This is a genomic window from Variovorax sp. CCNWLW235 (assembly GCF_037204085.1).
Classification (GTDB): domain Bacteria; phylum Pseudomonadota; class Gammaproteobacteria; order Burkholderiales; family Burkholderiaceae_C; genus Variovorax.
The window spans coordinates 156,309-173,327 of record NZ_JBBCBW010000006.1 but is presented as its reverse complement, the minus strand read 5'-3'; the positions used below and the strand labels follow the sequence as shown (position 1 = coordinate 173,327).

At 66.1% G+C, this 17,019-nt stretch carries 20 protein-coding genes; 5 read left to right on the top strand and 15 right to left on the bottom strand.

Annotation, left to right across the window (positions count from 1 at the left end; all coding sequences use genetic code 11):
- Positions 1-127: 127 nt before the first annotated feature.
- Positions 128-775 (top strand): FMN-dependent NADH-azoreductase, encoded by a 648-nt coding sequence (locus tag V9L21_RS09740; RefSeq protein WP_337311311.1) that lies wholly within the window; start codon positions 128-130, stop codon positions 773-775.
- A 75-nt stretch (positions 776-850) separates the two neighbouring features.
- On the opposite strand, the gene V9L21_RS09735 is transcribed toward V9L21_RS09740, so the two are convergent.
- The gene (locus V9L21_RS09735) at positions 851-1,408 is read right to left on the bottom strand and encodes an NADPH-dependent FMN reductase (protein WP_157613754.1); all 558 of its coding nucleotides are present in this window, start codon (positions 1,406-1,408) and stop codon (positions 851-853) included.
- Between the two features lie 178 nt (positions 1,409-1,586).
- Here V9L21_RS09735 and panE point away from each other — a divergent pair, with 178 nt between their 5' ends.
- On the top strand, positions 1,587-2,519 hold the full coding sequence (gene panE, locus V9L21_RS09730; RefSeq protein ID WP_337311308.1) for a 2-dehydropantoate 2-reductase: 933 nt from the start codon (positions 1,587-1,589) through the stop codon (positions 2,517-2,519).
- A gap of 13 nt (positions 2,520-2,532) precedes the next feature.
- The gene (locus tag V9L21_RS09725; protein WP_337311306.1) at positions 2,533-3,255 is read left to right on the top strand and encodes an Asp/Glu/hydantoin racemase; all 723 of its coding nucleotides are present in this window, start codon (positions 2,533-2,535) and stop codon (positions 3,253-3,255) included.
- On the opposite strand, the gene V9L21_RS09720 is transcribed toward V9L21_RS09725, so the two are convergent.
- From V9L21_RS09720 to V9L21_RS09660, 13 genes are all read right to left on the bottom strand, one after another.
- The gene (locus tag V9L21_RS09720; RefSeq protein WP_337311304.1) at positions 3,242-4,609 is read right to left on the bottom strand and encodes an NAD(P)/FAD-dependent oxidoreductase; all 1,368 of its coding nucleotides are present in this window, start codon (positions 4,607-4,609) and stop codon (positions 3,242-3,244) included. The two genes, V9L21_RS09725 and V9L21_RS09720, sit on opposite strands and share 14 nt — an antisense overlap.
- 73 nt (positions 4,610-4,682) lie before the next feature.
- Positions 4,683-5,597, bottom strand: a complete 915-nt coding sequence (gene epsC / locus V9L21_RS09715; RefSeq protein ID WP_337311302.1) for a serine O-acetyltransferase EpsC — start codon at positions 5,595-5,597, stop codon at positions 4,683-4,685.
- Between the two features lie 313 nt (positions 5,598-5,910).
- Positions 5,911-6,126 (bottom strand): TOBE domain-containing protein, encoded by a 216-nt coding sequence (locus V9L21_RS09710; RefSeq protein WP_007829250.1) that lies wholly within the window; start codon positions 6,124-6,126, stop codon positions 5,911-5,913.
- 64 nt (positions 6,127-6,190) lie between these two features.
- Entirely contained in the window at positions 6,191-7,480 is a 1,290-nt protein-coding gene (locus tag V9L21_RS09705) for an O-acetylhomoserine aminocarboxypropyltransferase/cysteine synthase family protein (protein WP_337311300.1), read from the bottom strand.
- 34 nt (positions 7,481-7,514) lie between these two features.
- Entirely contained in the window at positions 7,515-8,345 is an 831-nt protein-coding gene (locus tag V9L21_RS09700) for an ATP-binding cassette domain-containing protein (protein ID WP_337311297.1), read from the bottom strand.
- Positions 8,342-9,331 (bottom strand): aliphatic sulfonate ABC transporter substrate-binding protein, encoded by a 990-nt coding sequence (locus V9L21_RS09695; protein ID WP_337311295.1) that lies wholly within the window; start codon positions 9,329-9,331, stop codon positions 8,342-8,344. The genes V9L21_RS09700 and V9L21_RS09695 overlap by 4 nt, the downstream gene beginning before the upstream one ends.
- 11 nt (positions 9,332-9,342) lie before the next feature.
- The gene (gene ssuC / locus V9L21_RS09690; RefSeq protein WP_157613746.1) at positions 9,343-10,191 is read right to left on the bottom strand and encodes an aliphatic sulfonate ABC transporter permease SsuC; all 849 of its coding nucleotides are present in this window, start codon (positions 10,189-10,191) and stop codon (positions 9,343-9,345) included.
- An 8-nt stretch (positions 10,192-10,199) separates the two neighbouring features.
- The gene (gene ssuD, locus V9L21_RS09685; RefSeq protein ID WP_337311292.1) at positions 10,200-11,369 is read right to left on the bottom strand and encodes an FMNH2-dependent alkanesulfonate monooxygenase; all 1,170 of its coding nucleotides are present in this window, start codon (positions 11,367-11,369) and stop codon (positions 10,200-10,202) included.
- A 28-nt stretch (positions 11,370-11,397) separates the two neighbouring features.
- Complete coding sequence (locus tag V9L21_RS09680) at positions 11,398-11,556, bottom strand: hypothetical protein (protein WP_337311290.1); 159 nt, start codon at positions 11,554-11,556, stop codon at positions 11,398-11,400.
- Positions 11,553-12,509, bottom strand: a complete 957-nt coding sequence (locus V9L21_RS09675) for a sulfonate ABC transporter substrate-binding protein (RefSeq protein WP_337311288.1) — start codon at positions 12,507-12,509, stop codon at positions 11,553-11,555. Before V9L21_RS09675 ends, V9L21_RS09680 begins: the two co-directional genes overlap by 4 nt.
- A 37-nt stretch (positions 12,510-12,546) precedes the next feature.
- The gene (locus V9L21_RS09670; RefSeq protein WP_309957588.1) at positions 12,547-12,681 is read right to left on the bottom strand and encodes a hypothetical protein; all 135 of its coding nucleotides are present in this window, start codon (positions 12,679-12,681) and stop codon (positions 12,547-12,549) included.
- Positions 12,682-12,780: 99 nt separating this feature from the next.
- Positions 12,781-13,365, bottom strand: a complete 585-nt coding sequence (gene ssuE / locus V9L21_RS09665; RefSeq protein WP_337311286.1) for an NADPH-dependent FMN reductase — start codon at positions 13,363-13,365, stop codon at positions 12,781-12,783.
- A gap of 20 nt (positions 13,366-13,385) precedes the next feature.
- Positions 13,386-14,411 carry a sulfate ABC transporter substrate-binding protein gene (locus tag V9L21_RS09660; RefSeq protein ID WP_337311284.1) on the bottom strand — a complete coding sequence of 342 codons (1,026 nt, stop codon included), beginning with the start codon at positions 14,409-14,411 and terminating at the stop codon, positions 13,386-13,388.
- 137 nt (positions 14,412-14,548) lie between these two features.
- Here V9L21_RS09660 and V9L21_RS09655 point away from each other — a divergent pair, with 137 nt between their 5' ends.
- Positions 14,549-14,821 carry an oxidative damage protection protein gene (locus V9L21_RS09655; protein WP_012748083.1) on the top strand — a complete coding sequence of 91 codons (273 nt, stop codon included), beginning with the start codon at positions 14,549-14,551 and terminating at the stop codon, positions 14,819-14,821.
- A gap of 7 nt (positions 14,822-14,828) precedes the next feature.
- On the top strand, positions 14,829-16,670 hold the full coding sequence (gene mnmC, locus V9L21_RS09650) for an FAD-dependent 5-carboxymethylaminomethyl-2-thiouridine(34) oxidoreductase MnmC (RefSeq protein ID WP_337311282.1): 1,842 nt from the start codon (positions 14,829-14,831) through the stop codon (positions 16,668-16,670).
- Here mnmC and V9L21_RS09645 read toward each other — a convergent pair.
- A complete protein-coding gene (locus V9L21_RS09645) occupies positions 16,667-17,002 on the bottom strand; it encodes an antibiotic biosynthesis monooxygenase family protein (RefSeq protein ID WP_337311280.1) in 336 nt (111 codons plus the stop codon). The genes mnmC and V9L21_RS09645 overlap by 4 nt on opposite strands.
- Between the last annotated feature and the right edge of the window lie 17 nt (positions 17,003-17,019).

Below are 17,019 nucleotides of genomic sequence, written 5' to 3'. Positions count from 1 at the left end.
TTTATTGTCCTGTAGATAGAACGATGTAGGCAAATTTCGCCTACTTATCGAAGACTCGCATCAAAAATAGAATTCTCACATCGTCGGCCACTTTTGAGCGTCGACCACCACACGAAAGCGATTCACCATGAAACTGCTCCACGTCGATTCCAGCATCCTGAGTACCAACTCGACCTCCCGCCTCCTCACGGCCGAGATCGTGGCCGCGTGGAAAGCCGCGCATCCGGACACCACGGTCGAATATCTCGACCTCGCCGTGAACACCCCGCCGCATTTCAGCGCCGATGCGCTGGGCATCAAGACAGGCGTGCAGGCCCAGCCGACCGAAGCTCAGCAGCGCGAAAACGAGCTCTCCGAAAAGCTCGTGAGCCAGTTCCTCGCCTCCGACGTGATCGTGGTGGGCGCGCCGCTGTACAACTTCTCGATCCCGACCCAGCTCAAGGCCTGGATCGACCGCCTCGCCCAGATCGGCCGCACCTTCAAGTACACCGACAAGGGCCCGGTGGGCCTGGCCGGCGGCAAGACCGTGATCGTGGCGTCCAGCCGCGGCGGCATCTACTCGACCACCGAAGGCGGCCGGGCACTGGAGCATCAAGAGAGCTACCTGACGGCGATCTTCGGCTTCTTCGGCGTTACCGACGTGCGCTTCGTGCGCGCCGAAGGCCTGGCCATGGGTGACGCACCCAAGGCCGCCGCGCTGGCTGCCGCCCGCGCCGACATCCTCACGGCAACGGCCGAAGCCGCCAACCAGAAGGACGTGGCACAAGCCGCCTGAGCCTGGCTCGCGTCAAAACAAAAGCCGCTCCCAGGAGCGGCTTTTTTCATGCGTGCCCAATAACTGGTCGCTGCATCAGACGGCCGAGTGGGTCTTGATCCAGGCGACGTATTTGTCCATCCACCCCTGCAGGAACTTCTTCGTGCCCTCGTTGCCGATGTGGCCCTTGTCGTCGAACAGGCCGTCCTTGAACTGCAGGAATATCTCGGGCGAGCCCATCGTCGGAACGTCCAGGTAAGCCAGCACATTGCGCAGATGCTGCTGCGCCAGCGCGGTGCCGGTCGCCCCAACCGAGATACCCACCACGGCGGCGGGCTTGCCGCCCCAGGCGCTCTGCCCATAGGGCCGCGACGCATGGTCGATGGCGTTCTTCAGCACGCCGGAGAACGAGCGGTTGTATTCGGGCGTTACGAACAACAAGCCCTGCGCTGCCGCAATCTCGGTCTTCAGTCGCTTCACCGAAGCCGCCGGGTTGCCGTCGTCGTCCTGGTTGTACAGGGGCAGATCGTCAATGCGCAGATGCTCGAAGGTGAAGTCCGACGGTGCAAGGTGCGCCAGCGCAAGGGCCAACTTGTGGTTGTACGAATCCTTGCGAAGGCTGCCGACGATCACGGCAATTCGGGTCTGGCTCATGAATGAAGCTCCTTGAGATGAGTGAAGGGAATCCAGATGGCGAAAACCATTATGCGAAGCGTCCAAGACCTTTTCCAGAAAAGCTCTTCCCCTGCGCCCGCCTTTTCGGCGCCTCAAGCAGGCGCTTTGAATCGAAGGCATCATCGTCCCGGTCCTTTCGACCCAGGAGCAATGCACGATGAGATTCTTGATGGTGGGTGCCGGCGCACTCGGCGGTTATTTTGGCGGCCGCTTGCTGGAGGCGGGACGCGATGTCACCTTTCTGCTGCGCCCCCGGCGCGCGGCGCAAATCGAGAAGACAGGGCTGGTCGTCCAGAGCCCGTTCGGCAATCTGCAATTGCCCTCGCCGCCCCACGTGCTGGCTGAAGACATCAAGGCGCCATTCGACGTGATCGTGGTCGGAAGCAAGGCCTACGACCTCGACTCGACCATGGAGTCGTTCGCACCGGCCGTCGGGCCGAACACGGTCATCCTCCCCCTGCTCAACGGCATGAGCCACATCGAGCGCCTGGTCGCCCGCTTCGGCGACGAGCGCGTGCTGGGCGGCCTCTGCATGATCTCCGCCACGCTGGACGACGAAGGCCGCGTGCTGCATCTCAACGACATGCACGGCCTGAGCTACGGCGAGCGCGCCGGCGGACGTTCGGCCCGCGTCGATGCCATTGCAGCCCAGTTCGCGGGTGCGAAGTTCGATGCCACCGCAAGCGAAACCATCTCGCAGGACATGTGGGAAAAATGGGTCTTCATCGCCTCGGCGGCCGGCCTCACGAGCCTGATGCGAGCCTCCATCGGCGACATCGCAAGTGCGGGCGGCCAGGACGTGGCGCTTGCGATCTTCGACGAATGCTGCGCCATTGCCGCGCACAACGGCTTTGCGCCGCGCCCGGCAGCCATCGAGCGCGGACGCGCCATCATGACGGCGCCGGGCTCGCCGATGACGGCGTCGATGTACAAGGACATCGTGCGCGGCGCGCCGGTCGAGGCCGACCACATTCTGGGAGACCTGCTGGGCCGCGCACCGGCAGGCCGCTCGGCCACGCCTTCGGTGCTGCGCATCGCCTACATCCACCTGAAAGCCTACGAGGCGCAGCGCGCCCGCCAAGCCACCTGACGAGGGTTCCCCGATGACCGACGCCATCGCCTTCCTCCACACCGCACAGGTTCATGTGCCGACCTTCGAGCGCCTCACCCGCGAGATTGCGCCCGAACTGGAGGTGCGCCACCTGGTAAGGGAAGAACTGCTGCACGAAGCCCGCGCTTCCGGCATCGACAACGCGAAGCTGGCTGCCCGCGTGCACGACGCCATGCGCGAGGCCGCATCCGACGGCGCCGCCGTGGTCGCATGCACCTGCTCCACCATCGGCGGCATTGCGGAAAAAACCGCGACGGGCGGCGCCTTCACCGCCCAGCGCATCGACCGCGCCATGGCCGAGCGCGCGGTGCGTGCCGGTCCGCGCGTGCTGATTGCGGCTGCGCTAGAAAGCACGCTGGAACCCACCACGGCGCTGATTCTTTCAACCGCGGCGCAGGCCGGCGCGGGCGTCAAGCCGAGCGTGCTCTGGGTCGAGGAGGCCTGGCCGTACTTCGAGGCCGGCGACACCGCCCGCTACATCGAGACGCTGGCCAAGGCAATTCGCACCGCCGCTGTCGCCGCCGACGCGGTGGTTCTGGCGCAGGCCTCCATGGCGCCGGTCGCGCATGAACTGGCGGACCTGGGCATCGAGGTGCTCGCGAGTCCCGCCACCGGCGTTGCGCATGCGGTGGCAACGCTGCGCGCCTCGCGCACGGCATGGGCCGCGCAGGCGGCCGCTCTAGGCAGCCTCGCTGCTTCCGCTACTCCGATTTGAGAATCGTCTCGCCCTTCAGCGCGCCCATGTCGCGGATGTTGACGCGGTGCCGCTTCCATCCCTCCCACGTGCGGCGCATGTGGGTAATGGAGATGAAGTAATAGAGAAACTTGAACATGCCGAGCGCGCGCCAGATCGGCGTGCCGCGGTAGATGTCGCCGGCCAGCAGCGACATCAACCCTTCCTTCACGCGGAACGGATTGCCCGGGTGCATGAACATGTCGCGGATGGTCGGGTTGGTCACGCGGTAGATAAACCACGAATACTCGCGCGGGCCCTTGCGCATCATGGCTTCGAAATCCCTGCGCGCGGGCGCCAGCTCGGCCGGCTTGTCGAGCGCCGTGGCCACCAGCTCGGCGCCGTCGAAGGCGCTGTGCATGGCCAGGTACACGCCGGACGAGAACATCGGGTCGATGAAGGTGAACGCATCCCCCAGCATCAGGTAGCGGTCGCCCGTGGCATGGGTGCTCGAGTACGAGAAATTGCCGGTGGCGTGCACCGCGTCGTCGACCAGCGTGGCGTTTTTCAGCCGGTCTACCAGCACAGGGCAAAGCGCGATGGTGTCGTAGAAAAAGTCCTTCAGCGGCTTGTCGCGCGTCTTCAGGTAGTAAGGCCAGCAAACCGCGCCCACGCTGGTGGTGCCGTCTGCCAGCGGAATGAACCAGAACCAGCCGTGCGGAAACCAGCAGATGCTGATGTTGCCTTCCTTCTTGCCCTCGAGCCTTTCGGCGTTGGTGAAGTGGCCGAACAGCGCCGTGCTGTTGTGGTCGGGGTTCTTTTCCTTGCAGCGGAATTTGTTGGCCAGCAGCGTGTCGCGGCCCGTGGCGTCGACCACGAAGCGCGCGCGCCAGCTGCGCTTGGCACCGTCGTCCATCTCGGCCTGCACCGTGGCGCCCTCGGCATCGAAAGCCACGTCGCGCACCTTGCAGCCCTCGAGCGTTTGCGCGCCGCGCGTGGCGGCGTTGCGGAACAGCAGTTCGTCGAGCTCCGAGCGGCGCACCTGCCAGGCGGAATCGAGCGACTTGTCCCAGCCCTCGGCAAAGTCGACGTAGCTGCGGTGCTCATGGTCCGGCGAGACAAACTCGATGCCGAACTTGGGCATGCCGATCTTCTCGACCTGGTCGCGCACGCCAAGCTTGTCGAAAAGCTCCACGTTGGCCGGCAACAGCGATTCGCCGATATGAAAGCGCGGGTGATGCGCCTTTTCGAGCAGCACCACCTTGCGGCCCTGTTGCGCGAGCAATGCCGAAATCGTCGAACCCGCGGGTCCGCCGCCGATCACGAGTACATCGCAGGATTCATCGGCCGTCCGCGGCATGGAAGAAGCGGAAGAAGTAGCTTGGGGCGAGGACATGCAGGGGCAAGCACCATTGTTGACAATCGCGAAGCATAGCGCGGCCGGCCGCGGCCAGCCCTCGGTGGCGTTGCTATGGCGTGCCGGCCTTCGGCGCGTTCTGCAGGCTGGCCTGCGTCACGCTCGCGCCGGCGGGCACGTGGTCGGTAATCCACACGTTGCCGCCGATGACGGCGCCCTTGCCCAACGTGACGCGCCCGAGGATGGTCGCGCCGGCATAGATCACCACGTCGTCCTCCACCACCGGGTGCCGCGCCAGGCCCTTTTGCAGGTTGCCCTCCGCGTCGGTCGGAAAGCGCTTGGCGCCCAGCGTCACGGCCTGGTAGAGCCGCACGCGCTTGCCGATGACGGCCGTTTCGCCAATGACGACGCCCGTGCCGTGGTCCATGAAAAAGCCCGCATCGATCTGCGCGCCGGGGTGGATGTCGATGCCCGTTTGCGCATGCGCCAGCTCGGCCACGATGCGCGCCAGGAGCGGCAGGTCGAGCTTGTAGAGTTCGTGCGCAAGGCGGTGGTGAATCATCGCCAGCACACCCGGGTAGCACAGCAGCACCTCGTCCACGCTGCGCGCCGCCGGGTCGCCCTGGTAGGCCGCGAGCACGTCGCTGTCGAGCAGGCGGCGCAAACCCGGCAGCGCGTCAGCAAACTGGCGAACGGCGTTGGTGGCTATCTGGTCGATCTCGCTCGCGGGGCGCGGCTCGTGGCGGGCGTTGTAGTTGAGCTCCAACCGCGCCTGCACCAGCAGCGCGTGCAAGGCAGTGTTCAGCGTGTGGCCGACGTAGAAGTCCTCGCTCTCGTGGCGCAACTCGGGCGGCCCAAGCCGCATCGGAAAAAGCGCCCCCTTGAGCGACTCCACGATCTGCGCAAGTGCGTCGCGCGACGGAAACTCGCGCGTGCCGGGCTCGCGCGAGCGGCGCTGCGAGTCGCGCCACTCGTCGCGCACGGCGTGCAGCGCTCGGACGATGTCGCTCACTTCGAATTGGGCCATATGACGTACTCCCAGGAATGTGAATGGGTCGGTGCCGGCCGATGGTGACAGGGTTGGCGACGGCCGCCACGGCAGGAGCGTAGCGGGCAAAGCACAGCAACCGTCAAATCGGCTCATAACAACCATGCGGTCGATGGGCCGTCATCGGCCTTCCAGCAGAATGGGCGCCAGTTCCGCCCATTCCGCCCCTAACGACACAACCAGGACATTCCGTGAGCGAGCCCATCCCAGACTCCGAAATGGGTCTGGCCGGCCCGGATGGAAAAAAGCCCGGCGCCAAAGCGGCGCCGGGTGTCGCAAGCCCGAGGGTCCGTCAGAGCTTCGCGATCGAAACCTCCGTGGACTTGACGAGCGCGACCACGTCGGAGCCCACCTTGAGCTGCAACTCATCGACCGAGCGGGTGGTGATGACCGAAGTCACGATGCCCCAGGCGGTTTCGACGTCGACTTCGGAGACGACGTCGCCGCGGATGATCTCGCGGACCTTGCCCTTGAACTGATTGCGTACGTTGATGGCTTGAATGGACATGGTGTTTCTTTCTCTTTCGGGTTGAACGGATGATTCGGATGGGTGAATAAACGGAAGCGCGTGTTCAGCCGGCCGCAGCGGCCAGTGCCTGGTCGAGGTCGGCCAGCAAGTCGTCGACGTGCTCGATGCCGACCGACAGGCGCACCGTGTCCTCGGTGACACCGGCCCGCGCAAGCTCTTCCGGCGAGAGCTGCCGGTGCGTGGTCGAGGCCGGGTGCGTCGCCAGCGAGCGCACGTCGCCGATGTTGACGAGCCGCGTGAAGAGCTTCAGTGCATCGAGAAACTTCGCCCCGCCCTCGCGGCCGCTGCCAATGCCGAAGGTGAGCACGCCGCTCGACTTGCCGCCGAAGTACTTCTTCGCCAGGGCGTGGTCGGGGTGGTCTTCGAGCGCCGCGTAGTTGACCCAATTGACCGCCTTGTGCGTCTTGAGGTGCTGCGCCACCGCAAGCGCGTTGCTGCTGATGCGGTCCATGCGCAGCGCCAGCGTCTCGATGCCCTGCAGGATCAAGAAGGCATTGAACGGCGAAATGGCCGCCCCGGTGTTGCGCAGCGGCACCACGCGCGCGCGGCCGATGTAGGCGGCCGGGCCCAGCGCTTCGGTGTACACCACGCCGTGGTAGCTCACGTCGGGCTCGTTCAGGCGCCTGAAGCGCTCCTTGTGCTGCGCCCACGGGAACTTGCCCGAATCGACAATGGCGCCGCCGATGCTCGTGCCGTGGCCGCCCAGGTACTTGGTGAGCGAATGCACAACGATGTCGGCGCCATGTTCGATGGGCCGGCTCAGGTACGGCGAAGGCACGGTGTTGTCCACGATCAGCGGCACGCCGTGGCGGTGCGCGATCTCGGCAATGGCGGCAATGTCGGTCACGTTGCCGGCGGGGTTGCCGAGCGATTCGACGAACACCGCCTTGGTCTTTTCATCGAACAGCTTCTCGAAGCTCTTCGGATCGCGGTGGTCCGCAAAGCGCGTGGTTATGCCGAACTGCGGGAGCGTGTGCGCAAACAGGTTGTAGGTGCCGCCATACAGCGCGGTGCTGCTGACGATGTTGTCGCCCGCCTCGGCGATGGTCTGGATCGCATAGGTCACGGCCGCCTGGCCGGAGGCCAGCGCGAGCGCCGCAATGCCGCCTTCGAGCGCGGCCACGCGCTGTTCCAGCACGTCCTGAGTCGGGTTGTTGATGCGGGTGTAGATGTTGCCCGGCACCTTCAGGTCGAACAGGTCGGCGCCGTGCTGCGCGCTGTCGAAGGCATAGGCCACCGTTTGATAGATGGGCGGCGCCACGGCGCGCGTGGTCGGCTCGGGCGAGTAGCCGGCGTGCACCGACAAGGTTTCGAATTTCCAGTTTTGCGACATGCGGCTGCCTTTCTGTTTTTGTGAATAAACGGAATCAGATGGCCCAGCGCAGCGTGTGAGCCGAGGGCTGCAGCCAGTTGGAGTCCGTGTCGGCGGGTTCTGCTTCTCCGGCCTTCTGCAGCACGCGGTCGAGAATGCGTTTTTCGATGGCCGCGAAGGCTGGGTCGCCCTGCGAGCGAGGCCGTGCGAGCGCGATGTTCTCGTCGAGCGCAATGCGGCCGTCCTCGATCAGGATCACGCGGTCGGCAAGCGCCACGGCCTCCTGCACGTCGTGCGTCACCAGCAGCGCGGTGAAGCGGTGGCGCTGCCACAGGTTCTCGATGAGCCGGTGCATCTCGATGCGTGTGAGCGCGTCGAGCGCACCCAACGGCTCGTCGAGCAGCAGCAGCCGCGGGTGGTGCACCAGCGCCCGGGCCAGCGACACCCGCTGCCGCTGGCCACCCGAGAGGCGGGCCGGCCATTCGTTCTCGCGGTCGGCCAGGCCCACATGCGCGAGCACCTCCTTGCCGCGCGCCTTCGCCTCGCTCGGCAGGCCGAGCGTGACGTTGTCGATCACGCGGCGCCAAGGCAAGAGGCGTGCCTCCTGAAACATGATCCGGGTGTCGTCGTGCAGGCCGTCGATGGCCTTGCCGTCCGTGTAGAGCCCGCCAGACGTGGCTTCTTCAAGCCCGGCGATCAGCCGCAGCAGCGTGCTCTTGCCGCAACCGCTGCGCCCGACGATGGCGATGAACTGCCCCGGCTCGATGGTGAGCTGCGTGTTGCGCAGCACCTCGCGTTCGCCGTAGCGCTTGTGCAGGCCGCGCGCCTCGAGGCGCACGCCGCCCGCGATGGCTGTTTGCTGGATGTCTTTCAGAACGGCGCTCATGATGATTTAAGGCTCGGTTGGAACAGCGCCACGTCGAGCGCATTGATTTTTCTGGGCAGCAGCTTTTCCGCGAAGAAGGCATCGGCGATGCGCTGCTGTTCGGCGAGTGCTTCGGCCAGCACCGGGCGTACCGCGTAGCTGCGGCGTGCATTGGCCTGCTCGATGGTCGCGGCGTCCAGACCCCACACGGGCGACAGCAGGGCCGCCGCTTCCTTCGGGTTCTGCTTGACCCACCTGCCGGTTTTTTCAAGCTCGGCATACACCACGCGCAGCACATCCGAACGTGCCTTCGCGAACCTGGTGCTTGCAAGGTAGTAGCGCTGGTATGAAGCGATGCCCGTGCCGTCGGCCAGCACGCGCACCTTCGCCTGGCGCTGCGCCGCCGCAAGAAATGGGTCCCACACCACCCAGGCGTCGATGGCGCCACGCTCGAAAGCGGCCCGTCCGTCGGCCGGCGTCAGGTAGGCGGGATCGATGTCCTTGAAAGACAAACCGGCCTTCTCCAGCGCCGCAATCAGCAGGTAGTGCGCGCCGGCCGCCTTGGCAAAGCCGATCTTCTTTCCCTTCAGGTCGGCCACCGATTTGAGCGGCGAGTCTTCGCGCACGAGGATGGCCTGCGCCGCGGGCGAAGGCGCCTCTTGCGCGACGAAGGTCAGGTCGGCGCCGGCAGCTTGCGCAAACACCGGCACGGTGTCGGCCACATCGGCGCTGATGTCCAGGTTGTCGAGGTTCAGCGCCTCGAGCAGCGGCAGGCCGCTGGTGAACTCATGCCAGCTCAGCGTGGCGTTGAGCGGCGCAAGCTGCTTCTCGAGCGTGCCCTGTACCTTCAGCAGCGCGATCAGCGTTGAAGATTTCTGGTAGCCGAGCCGGACCGTCACAGGCCGTGCGGCCGTGCCTTGGGCGAGTGCGGCGCTGGCACCGAGCGCGCCCAGCCCTGCCAGTCCCGCAACCACCGTACGGCGAGAGATCGTGGATTGCCTGGTCATGTGCCCTGCCCTCACTTCGGCTTCTTCTGGTAGCCGGGGTGCCAGCGTAGCCACCACTGCTCCAGCCCGCGTGCAAACAGGTCGGCCAGCTTGCCGAGCAGTGCATACAGCAGGATGCCCACCAGCACGATGTCGGTCTGCAAGAACTCGCGGGCGTTCATCGTCAGATAGCCGATGCCCGCCTGCGCCGAAATGGTTTCGGCCACGATCAGGATCACCCACATCAGCCCGAGCGAAAAGCGCAGGCCCACCAGAATGGAAGAAAGCGCGCCCGGCAAGATGACCTCGCGATACAGCTGCCAGCGAGAGAGGCCGTAGGTGCGCCCCATCTCGATCAGCTGCGGATCCACGTTGCGGATGCCGTGAAAAGTGTTGAGGTAGATCGGAAAGAACACCGACACCGAGATGAGAAACAGCTTGGCCGATTCGTCGATGCCAAACCACAAGATGACCAGCGGAATGAGTGCCAGCGCGGGAATGTTGCGCACCATCTGAATGGTCGAGTCGAGCAGCGTCTCGAAGAACTTCACCGAGCCTGTCAGCAGGCCCAGCACCAGCCCCGCTCCGCCGCCGATGGCAAGGCCCGCGAGCGCACGGCCGGCGCTCACCTTGACGTGCGTCCAGAGCTCGCCCGAAACCGCCAGGCTCCAGGCGGCCTTGACCACGTCCACCGGCGCGGGCAGCACCCGGGTGGAAAGCCACCCCAGCGATGAAGCGATCTGCCAAAAGACGATGAGCCCCACCGGCACGAGCCACGGCACCAGCCGCCCCGCAACGTTGGCACCGAAGGCCTTGAGCGCTCCGGGCGCGCTCTCTCGCGAAGGCGCGAGCGCCGGGAGTTCCTGCACTTGTTCGGTCATGACGGTCCTTAGCTTTGGGATGCGAGGCGCGAAGGCGCATCGAGATTGGCGACAACTTCGCCGAACGGCCCGCTCAGCGAGCCGCCCGCGAGCCGCGTTTGCGCCTTGCGCGAAAGCAGCGGAAACACCAGCTCTGCGAATCGGTAGGCTTCTTCGAGATGCGGGTAGCCCGAGAGAATGAACTTGTCGAGGCCGAGCGCCGCGTATTCCTCGATACGCGCCGCCACGGTCTTGGGGTCGCCCACGAGCGCGGTGCCCGCGCCGCCGCGCACCAGGCCCACGCCGGCCCACAGGTTGGGCGAAATTTCCAGGTCGGCACGCGAACGCTTGGCGCCGCCCGCATGCAGAGCGGCCATGCGGCGTTGCCCCTCCGAGTCCATGCGTGCAAAGGCGGCCTGGGCGCGAATCACGGTGTCGTCGTCGATGCGGCTGATCAGCTCGTCGGCGGCCTTCCAGGCGGCCTCTTCGGTCTCGCGCACGATCACATGCAGCCGGATGCCGAACTCGACCTTGCGGCCCTTGCGCGCGGCGCGGTTGCGCACGTCGGCAATCTTCTTGCCCACTTCGGCGGGCGGCTCGCCCCAGGTCAGATAGGCATCGACCTGCTCGGCCGCGAGCTCGTGCGCGGCAGCCGACGAGCCGCCGAACCACACCGGCGGATAAGGCGCCTGAACCGGCGGAAACAGCAGCTTCGCGCCCTTCACGCTCAGGTGCTGCCCTTCGTAGTCGAAGGACTGGCCGCCGTGGCTGCGCGCAAGAATCTCGCGCCAGATGCGGATGAATTCGGCCGACTGCTCGTAGCGCGCTGCATGGTCGAGATACACGCCGTCGCCTTCGAGCTCGGCCTGGTCGCCGCCGGTGACCAGGTTCACCAGCAAACGCCCGCCGGAGAGCCGGTCGAAGGTCGCGGCCATGCGCGCGGCCAGGCTGGGCTGGTGCAGGCCGGGCCGCACGGCCACCAGGAACTTGAGCTTCTTCGTCGCGCCGATCAGGCTCGACGCGATCACCCAGGGGTCTTCGCAAGAGCGGCCGGTGGGAATCAGCACACCTTCATAGCCGAGGTTGTCGGCGGCGCCGGCAATCTGTTGCAGGTAGGCCAGGTCGACCTGGCGCGCGCCTTCGGTCGTGCCGAGATAGCGGCTGTCGCCGTGGGTGGGGAGAAACCAGAATATCTGCATGTCTTCTTTCCGTCGGTTGGTCCGGGCGTCAGATGGCAAAGAAAAAGCCGCGCACGCTGGGCGGTACGAACCGCAAGCGCGGCAAGGCGGCACGCGAACGGCCGGATTGCGGCTCGCGGATGCCCCAGGCGCGCCTGGTGGTGGCGAGCACGCACACGGCGCGGGTGCGCAAGGTTTCGCGCGTCACGCAATTCCCGCCGGAGCGGCCTCGAGCACGTTGATTCGCCGCGGAATCAGCTTCAGGTCGAAGAAGGTGTCCGCGATCTTTTGCTGCTCGGCAAGAATCGCCTTGGTAATGGGGCCGGTGCCGTAGACCGCCCGCGCCACCGTCAGGTCGGCTACCGGCTTAGGCAGGCCCCACAGGGCGGCCAGCTCGGCCGCAAGATCGCTCTTGTTGGCGGTGCCCCAGGCGTCGACCTTGCCGATTTCCTCGGTCACGATGGTCAGCACGTCGGCGTTCTTCGCCGCATAGTCGAGCGACGAGAAGTAGTACGAGCGGTTGCCCACCACACCGGTCGCATCGGCCAGCACGCGGGCCTCGAGCGACTTTTCGGCGGCGGCAAGAAACGGGTCCCAGATCACCCATGCGTCGACCGAGCCCTTCTCGAATGCGGCGCGCGCGTCGGCCGGCGGCAGGTAGACAAGGTTCAGGTCGCTGTACGCAAGGCCGTGCTTCTCGGCCAGCTTGACGATGAAGTAGTGGACGTTCGAGCCCTTGTTGAGCGCGATCTTCTTTCCCTTCAGCTCGGCCACGGTCTTGATGCCCGAGCCCTTGGGCACCAGCACCGCTTCAGACTGCGGGCGTTGCAGCGTCGCGGCCACATAAGCCAGCGGCGCGCCTGCGGCCTGCGCAAAGATGGGCGGCGCCTCGCCTACGTCGCCGAAGTCGATGGAGCCGACGTTCAGCGCTTCGAGCTGCACCGGGCCGGCGGTGAACTCGGTCCACTTGAGCGACACGCCAAGCGGCGCGAGCCGTTTCTCGAGCGTGCCCCGGCCCTTGAGAATGCTGAGCAGGCCTTTCTGCTTGCCGATGCGAAGCTGGCGCGCCGGCGCCTGGGCCAGTGCGCTGAACGAGGGCAGCGCTACTGCGGCGGCGGCGCCCTGCAGCAGGCGGCGGCGTGGAATGGAGATCGAAGTCATGAGGTTGTTCTTTCGTATGCGGAGGAGCAAGCCCGGCTCAGGCCGAGATGAAGCCGACGATGAGCGCAACGGCCGTGACCACGACCGTGCTGATGGCGAGGTCTCGCAACGCATGCCAGATGGAACGAGGCGGCGTGTCGAGCGCGGAGTCTTCTGTGGCAACGGGGTTCACGTGTGGGTTCCTTTTGGGCAAAGCTGTCCCCTCACCGCTTACGGGCGAAAAAAAGGGGGACTGGGATGTGGGCTGAAGGCGGGGTCGACGGGGAACCCGTCAGACGCTACATCGCACGCGTGAGAACGGCACGGGCTCGAAACCGTGCGTGGCTGGCAGCTTCAGGCCTTCAGTCGCCAATAGTTCGACGGCCTCGTTGAGCCGCTCGGCCAGGTCGGCATGCACCTGGTAGGCGTTCTCGGGTGTCAGCGTGATCTGCGAATCGGTGGCGTAGACACCCGGAAGAATGTGCCGCGCCGAGAGCGCATGCAGCACGGGCCGCAGTGCGTAGTCGAGCGCGAGCATGTGATGCGGGCTGCCGCCCGTGGCCAGCGGCAGCACCGTCTTGCCCTTGAGCGCGTTCTGCGCCAGCAGGTCGAGAAAGACCTTCAGCACGCCGCTGTAGGCCGCCTTGTAGACCGGCGTGGCCACCACGACCACTCGCGCCTGGGCCACCTGCGCAATGGCGCGTTCGATGGCCGGATGGTTCCAGTCGGCCAGCAGCAGCGCCTCTGCCGGCAGGTCGCGGACGGCGAGCCGCTCGATGCGCGCATTGCGACCGGCGAGCCGCTCGCCCACGGCCTCGAGCAAGGCGGTGGAACGCGACGGTGCCGAAGGGCTGCCAGCAATCAGGAGAACGGACACAAGAGGCTTTCTTTGTTGCTTTACTTGTAGATCTGGTCGAACGAGCCGCCGTCGGCAAAGTGTGCCTTGTCAGCCTTGGCCCATCCGCCAAACGCTTCGTCGATGGAGACCAGCGTGAGCTTGGGAAACTGCTTGTCGTACTTGGCCTTGGCCTTCTCAGAGGTCGGGCGATAGAAGTTGCGGCCCGCAATGTCCTGGCCCTCATCCGAGTACAGGTACTTGAGGTATTCCTCGGCCACGGCACGCGTGCCCTTCTTGTCGACCACCTTGTCGACCACCGCCACCGTGGGCTCGGCCAGGATGGAGATGGAAGGCACCACGATCTCGAACTTGTCGGTGCCGAACTCCTTCAGCGCCAGGAAGGCCTCGTTCTCCCAGGCCAGCAGCACGTCGCCCACGCCGCGCTGCACGAAGGTGATGGTCGAGCCGCGCGCGCCGGTGTCCAGCACGGGCACGTTCTTGAACAGGCTGCCGATGAATTCCTTGGCCTTGGCATCGCTGCCGTACTTGCGCTTGGCAAACTCCCACGCGGCCAGGTAGTTCCAGCGGGCGCCGCCGGAGGTCTTGGGGTTGGGCGTGATCACCTGGACGCCCGGCTTCACCAGGTCGCTCCAGTCCTTCAGGCCCTTGGGGTTGCCCTTCTTCACCAGGAACACGATGGTCGAGGTGTACGGCGCGGAGTTTTGCGGCAGGCGCTTCTGCCAGCCCTCCTTGACGACCCCGCCATGCTTGACCAGCGCATCGATGTCGCCGCCCAGCGCCAGCGTGGCCACGTCGGCGTCGATGCCGTCGATGATCGAGCGCGCCTGCTTGCCCGAGCCGCCGTGCGACTGCTTGATGGTCACGTCCTGGCCAGTCTTGGCCTTCCAGTATTTGGCGAAGGCGCGGTTGTAGTCGACATACAGCTCGCGCGTCGGGTCGTACGACACGTTGAGCAGCGTCACGGGGCCTGTGCCCTGCGCAAACGACGGCAATGCTGTCAGGGCCATGGCACCGGCCACGCCGGCCCCCAGGGAAAGCTTGATAAAGTCGCGGCGAAGGCTCATGGTGTCTTACTCAAAAAGGCATATCAATGAAGCTACGTATTCTGAATACGACATATGGAATCTGGAACGACCGAGTTCTCAGTTCTAAATAGCAAAATCAACTAAGCAACCGCTTTCCCCACCAGAGGCAATCAAAAATGGCACGCATGGTTCAGTGCATCAAGCTCGGCAAAGAGGCCGAAGGGCTCGACTTCCCGCCCTATCCCGGGGAACTGGGCAAGCGCCTGTGGGAGAACGTCAGCAAGGAAGCCTGGGCCGCCTGGCTCAAGCAGCAGACGATGCTGGTCAATGAAAACCGGCTGAATCTGGCCGATCTGCGGGCCCGCCAGTACCTGGCCCGCCAGATGGAAAAGCACTTCTTCGGCGAAGGCGCCGACGTCGCCCAGGGCTACGTTCCCCCGTCCAACTGAAGCCGCCTTGGCCGCCGAGCCCGTCGCCTGGCGCGCCGATGGCGTGCCGTACAGCGAGCGCTTCGGCGACATCTACCACACCGAAATCGGAGCACTGGCGCAGGCTCGCCACGTGTTTCTGGGCGGCTGCGGCCTGCCCGAGGCGTGGTCGGGGCGGCCGAAATGGCTGATTCTCGAAACCGGCTTCGGGCTGGGCCTCAATTTTCTGACAACCTGGCAGGTGTGGCGCGCGGATGCGAACCGGCCGCGCATGCTGCACGTCGTCTCGATCGAGGCGCATCCGGTCGGCCCTGAAGACCTGTTGCGCGCCGCAGGGGCCTACCCTGAACTATTGCCGCTGGCCGAGGAGCTGGCCGCGCAGTGGCACGGGCTGCTGCCGGGCTTTCATCGGCTGGCCTTCGAGGCGGGCTGCGTGCTGCTCACCCTGTGCATCGGCGACGTGCAACCCATGCTGCGCGCGCAGCGCTTCGAGGCCGACAGCATCTTTCTGGACGGCTTCAGCCCCGAGCAGAACCCTGACATGTGGTCGCCCGATGCGCTCAAGGCCGTGTCGCGCTTTGCCCACCAGGGCACCGGCATTGCCGCCCGGACCGATGCCCGGGCTGTGCAAGATGCGCTCTCGCAAAACGGTTTTCAGCTCGAAAGACGACCGGGCCCGCCGCCCACGCGCGACGGGCTCATCGGCGTGTTCGCCCCCGCCTGGACGGTGCGCCGCCGCGGTCCCGCGCCCGAGCATGTCGAAACGCCGGGCCACTGCGCGATCATCGGTGCCGGACTGGCTGGCGCGGCCGTTGCCGCCAGCCTCGCGCGGCGCGGGTGGCAAGTCACCGTGCTCGATGCAGCCGACCGCCCCGCCGCCGGCGCTTCCGGCCTGCCGGTCGGCGTGCTTGCGCCGCATGTCTCGCCCGACGATGCCCTGCTCTCGCGGCTCACGCGTGCGGGCATCCGCGCCACCTGGCTGGAGTTGGAGCGCCTGCTGGAAGAAGGCCCCGACTGGCGCGCCGCCAGCGTGCTGGAGCGCCGGCCCGAAGGCGACACGCGCGTGCCCGCCGGGTGGAGCGAGAGCGGCCCGAACGAGTCGTGGCCCGCCAGCGCCGCGCAACTGGCGAATGCCGGCTTGCCGGCCGACTCGCCCGCGCTCTGGCATGCGCGCGCGGGCTGGGTCCGGCCGTCGAGGCTGATCGAGGCTTGGCTGCGCGAGCCGGGCATCGAGTTTCGCGGCAACGCGCCGGTCGCACGCCTGTCGCGCAGCGCGGCTGGCTGGCAGCTCTGGGGTGCGGCAAACCAGTTGCTGGCCGAGGCCGATCGCGTGGTCGTCGCGGCCGGCTACGAATCGGGCCGCTTCGCACCCACACTTCCGCTTCAGCCGGTGCGCGGGCAAGTCGCATGGGGCCGCATGGCGGGCGACCTCGCGCTGCCAGCCACGCCGCTGAACGGCGACGGCCACCTGATTGCCCATGTGCCTGAAGATGAAGGCGCCCTGCTCTGGCTTTGTGGCGCCACCTTCGACCGCGACAGCACCGACCTGGCGCCTCAGGTAAACGACACCGAGGCAAACAAAGAGCGCCTGAAGCGCCTGCACCCCGGCGCCGCTGCAGCGCTGGCACCGGCTTTCGAAAACGGCGAGGCCGAACACTGGGTGGGCATCCGTTGCGCCTCGGGCGACCGCCGCCCGCTGGTCGGCCCGCTGGGCGAGGCCGGCCTCTGGGCCTGCACCGCGCTGGGTTCGCGCGGCCTCAGCTTCGCGGCACTGTGTGCCGAACTGCTGGCCGCGCAATGGCACGGCGAGCCGCTGCCGCTGCCCGTCAACCTGGCGAAGGCCCTCGGCACCGAAAGAGCCGCGCCCTAAGCACCAGAGGCATCAGCCGGCGCCAGCATGTGGTCGATCTTGCTGTCGCCATAGACGCGCACCACCTCGGAAATGACGACCTTGTAGCCGTCGAGCCAGTTCGCCTGCGCCGCCTTGGCTTGCTGGTGCACCGGGTGCTGGATGAGCGCCTGCAGCGCATCGAGCGACTCCCAGTAGTAGACATTCGACACCAGCCCGTTGCCCGCGTTTTCCCACGTTTCTTCACCCAGGTAGCCGGGCAGCGACTTCGCTGCGGCCGCAATGGTCTGGTCGAGGCGATGGAATTCGTCGTCGAACTGCTTCTTGGCAAAGATGAAGGTGGCGGAATACATGGAGCGTCGATGCGTGT

What these genes read in the sequence shown, in the direction of transcription:
- V9L21_RS09740 (WP_337311311.1), top strand. Translation starts at nt 128, where the DNA reads ATGAAACTGCTCCACGTCGATTCCAGCATCCTGAGTACCAACTCGACC.
- V9L21_RS09735 (WP_157613754.1), bottom strand. Translation starts at nt 1,408, where the DNA reads ATGAGCCAGACCCGAATTGCCGTGATCGTCGGCAGCCTTCGCAAGGAT.
- panE (WP_337311308.1), top strand. Translation starts at nt 1,587, where the DNA reads ATGAGATTCTTGATGGTGGGTGCCGGCGCACTCGGCGGTTATTTTGGC.
- V9L21_RS09725 (WP_337311306.1), top strand. Translation starts at nt 2,533, where the DNA reads ATGACCGACGCCATCGCCTTCCTCCACACCGCACAGGTTCATGTGCCG.
- V9L21_RS09720 (WP_337311304.1), bottom strand. Translation starts at nt 4,609, where the DNA reads ATGTCCTCGCCCCAAGCTACTTCTTCCGCTTCTTCCATGCCGCGGACG.
- epsC (WP_337311302.1), bottom strand. Translation starts at nt 5,597, where the DNA reads ATGGCCCAATTCGAAGTGAGCGACATCGTCCGAGCGCTGCACGCCGTG.
- V9L21_RS09710 (WP_007829250.1), bottom strand. Translation starts at nt 6,126, where the DNA reads ATGTCCATTCAAGCCATCAACGTACGCAATCAGTTCAAGGGCAAGGTC.
- V9L21_RS09705 (WP_337311300.1), bottom strand. Translation starts at nt 7,480, where the DNA reads ATGTCGCAAAACTGGAAATTCGAAACCTTGTCGGTGCACGCCGGCTAC.
- V9L21_RS09700 (WP_337311297.1), bottom strand. Translation starts at nt 8,345, where the DNA reads ATGAGCGCCGTTCTGAAAGACATCCAGCAAACAGCCATCGCGGGCGGC.
- V9L21_RS09695 (WP_337311295.1), bottom strand. Translation starts at nt 9,331, where the DNA reads ATGACCAGGCAATCCACGATCTCTCGCCGTACGGTGGTTGCGGGACTG.
- ssuC (WP_157613746.1), bottom strand. Translation starts at nt 10,191, where the DNA reads ATGACCGAACAAGTGCAGGAACTCCCGGCGCTCGCGCCTTCGCGAGAG.
- ssuD (WP_337311292.1), bottom strand. Translation starts at nt 11,369, where the DNA reads ATGCAGATATTCTGGTTTCTCCCCACCCACGGCGACAGCCGCTATCTC.
- V9L21_RS09675 (WP_337311288.1), bottom strand. Translation starts at nt 12,509, where the DNA reads ATGACTTCGATCTCCATTCCACGCCGCCGCCTGCTGCAGGGCGCCGCC.
- V9L21_RS09660 (WP_337311284.1), bottom strand. Translation starts at nt 14,411, where the DNA reads ATGAGCCTTCGCCGCGACTTTATCAAGCTTTCCCTGGGGGCCGGCGTG.
- V9L21_RS09655 (WP_012748083.1), top strand. Translation starts at nt 14,549, where the DNA reads ATGGCACGCATGGTTCAGTGCATCAAGCTCGGCAAAGAGGCCGAAGGG.
- V9L21_RS09645 (WP_337311280.1), bottom strand. Translation starts at nt 17,002, where the DNA reads ATGTATTCCGCCACCTTCATCTTTGCCAAGAAGCAGTTCGACGACGAA.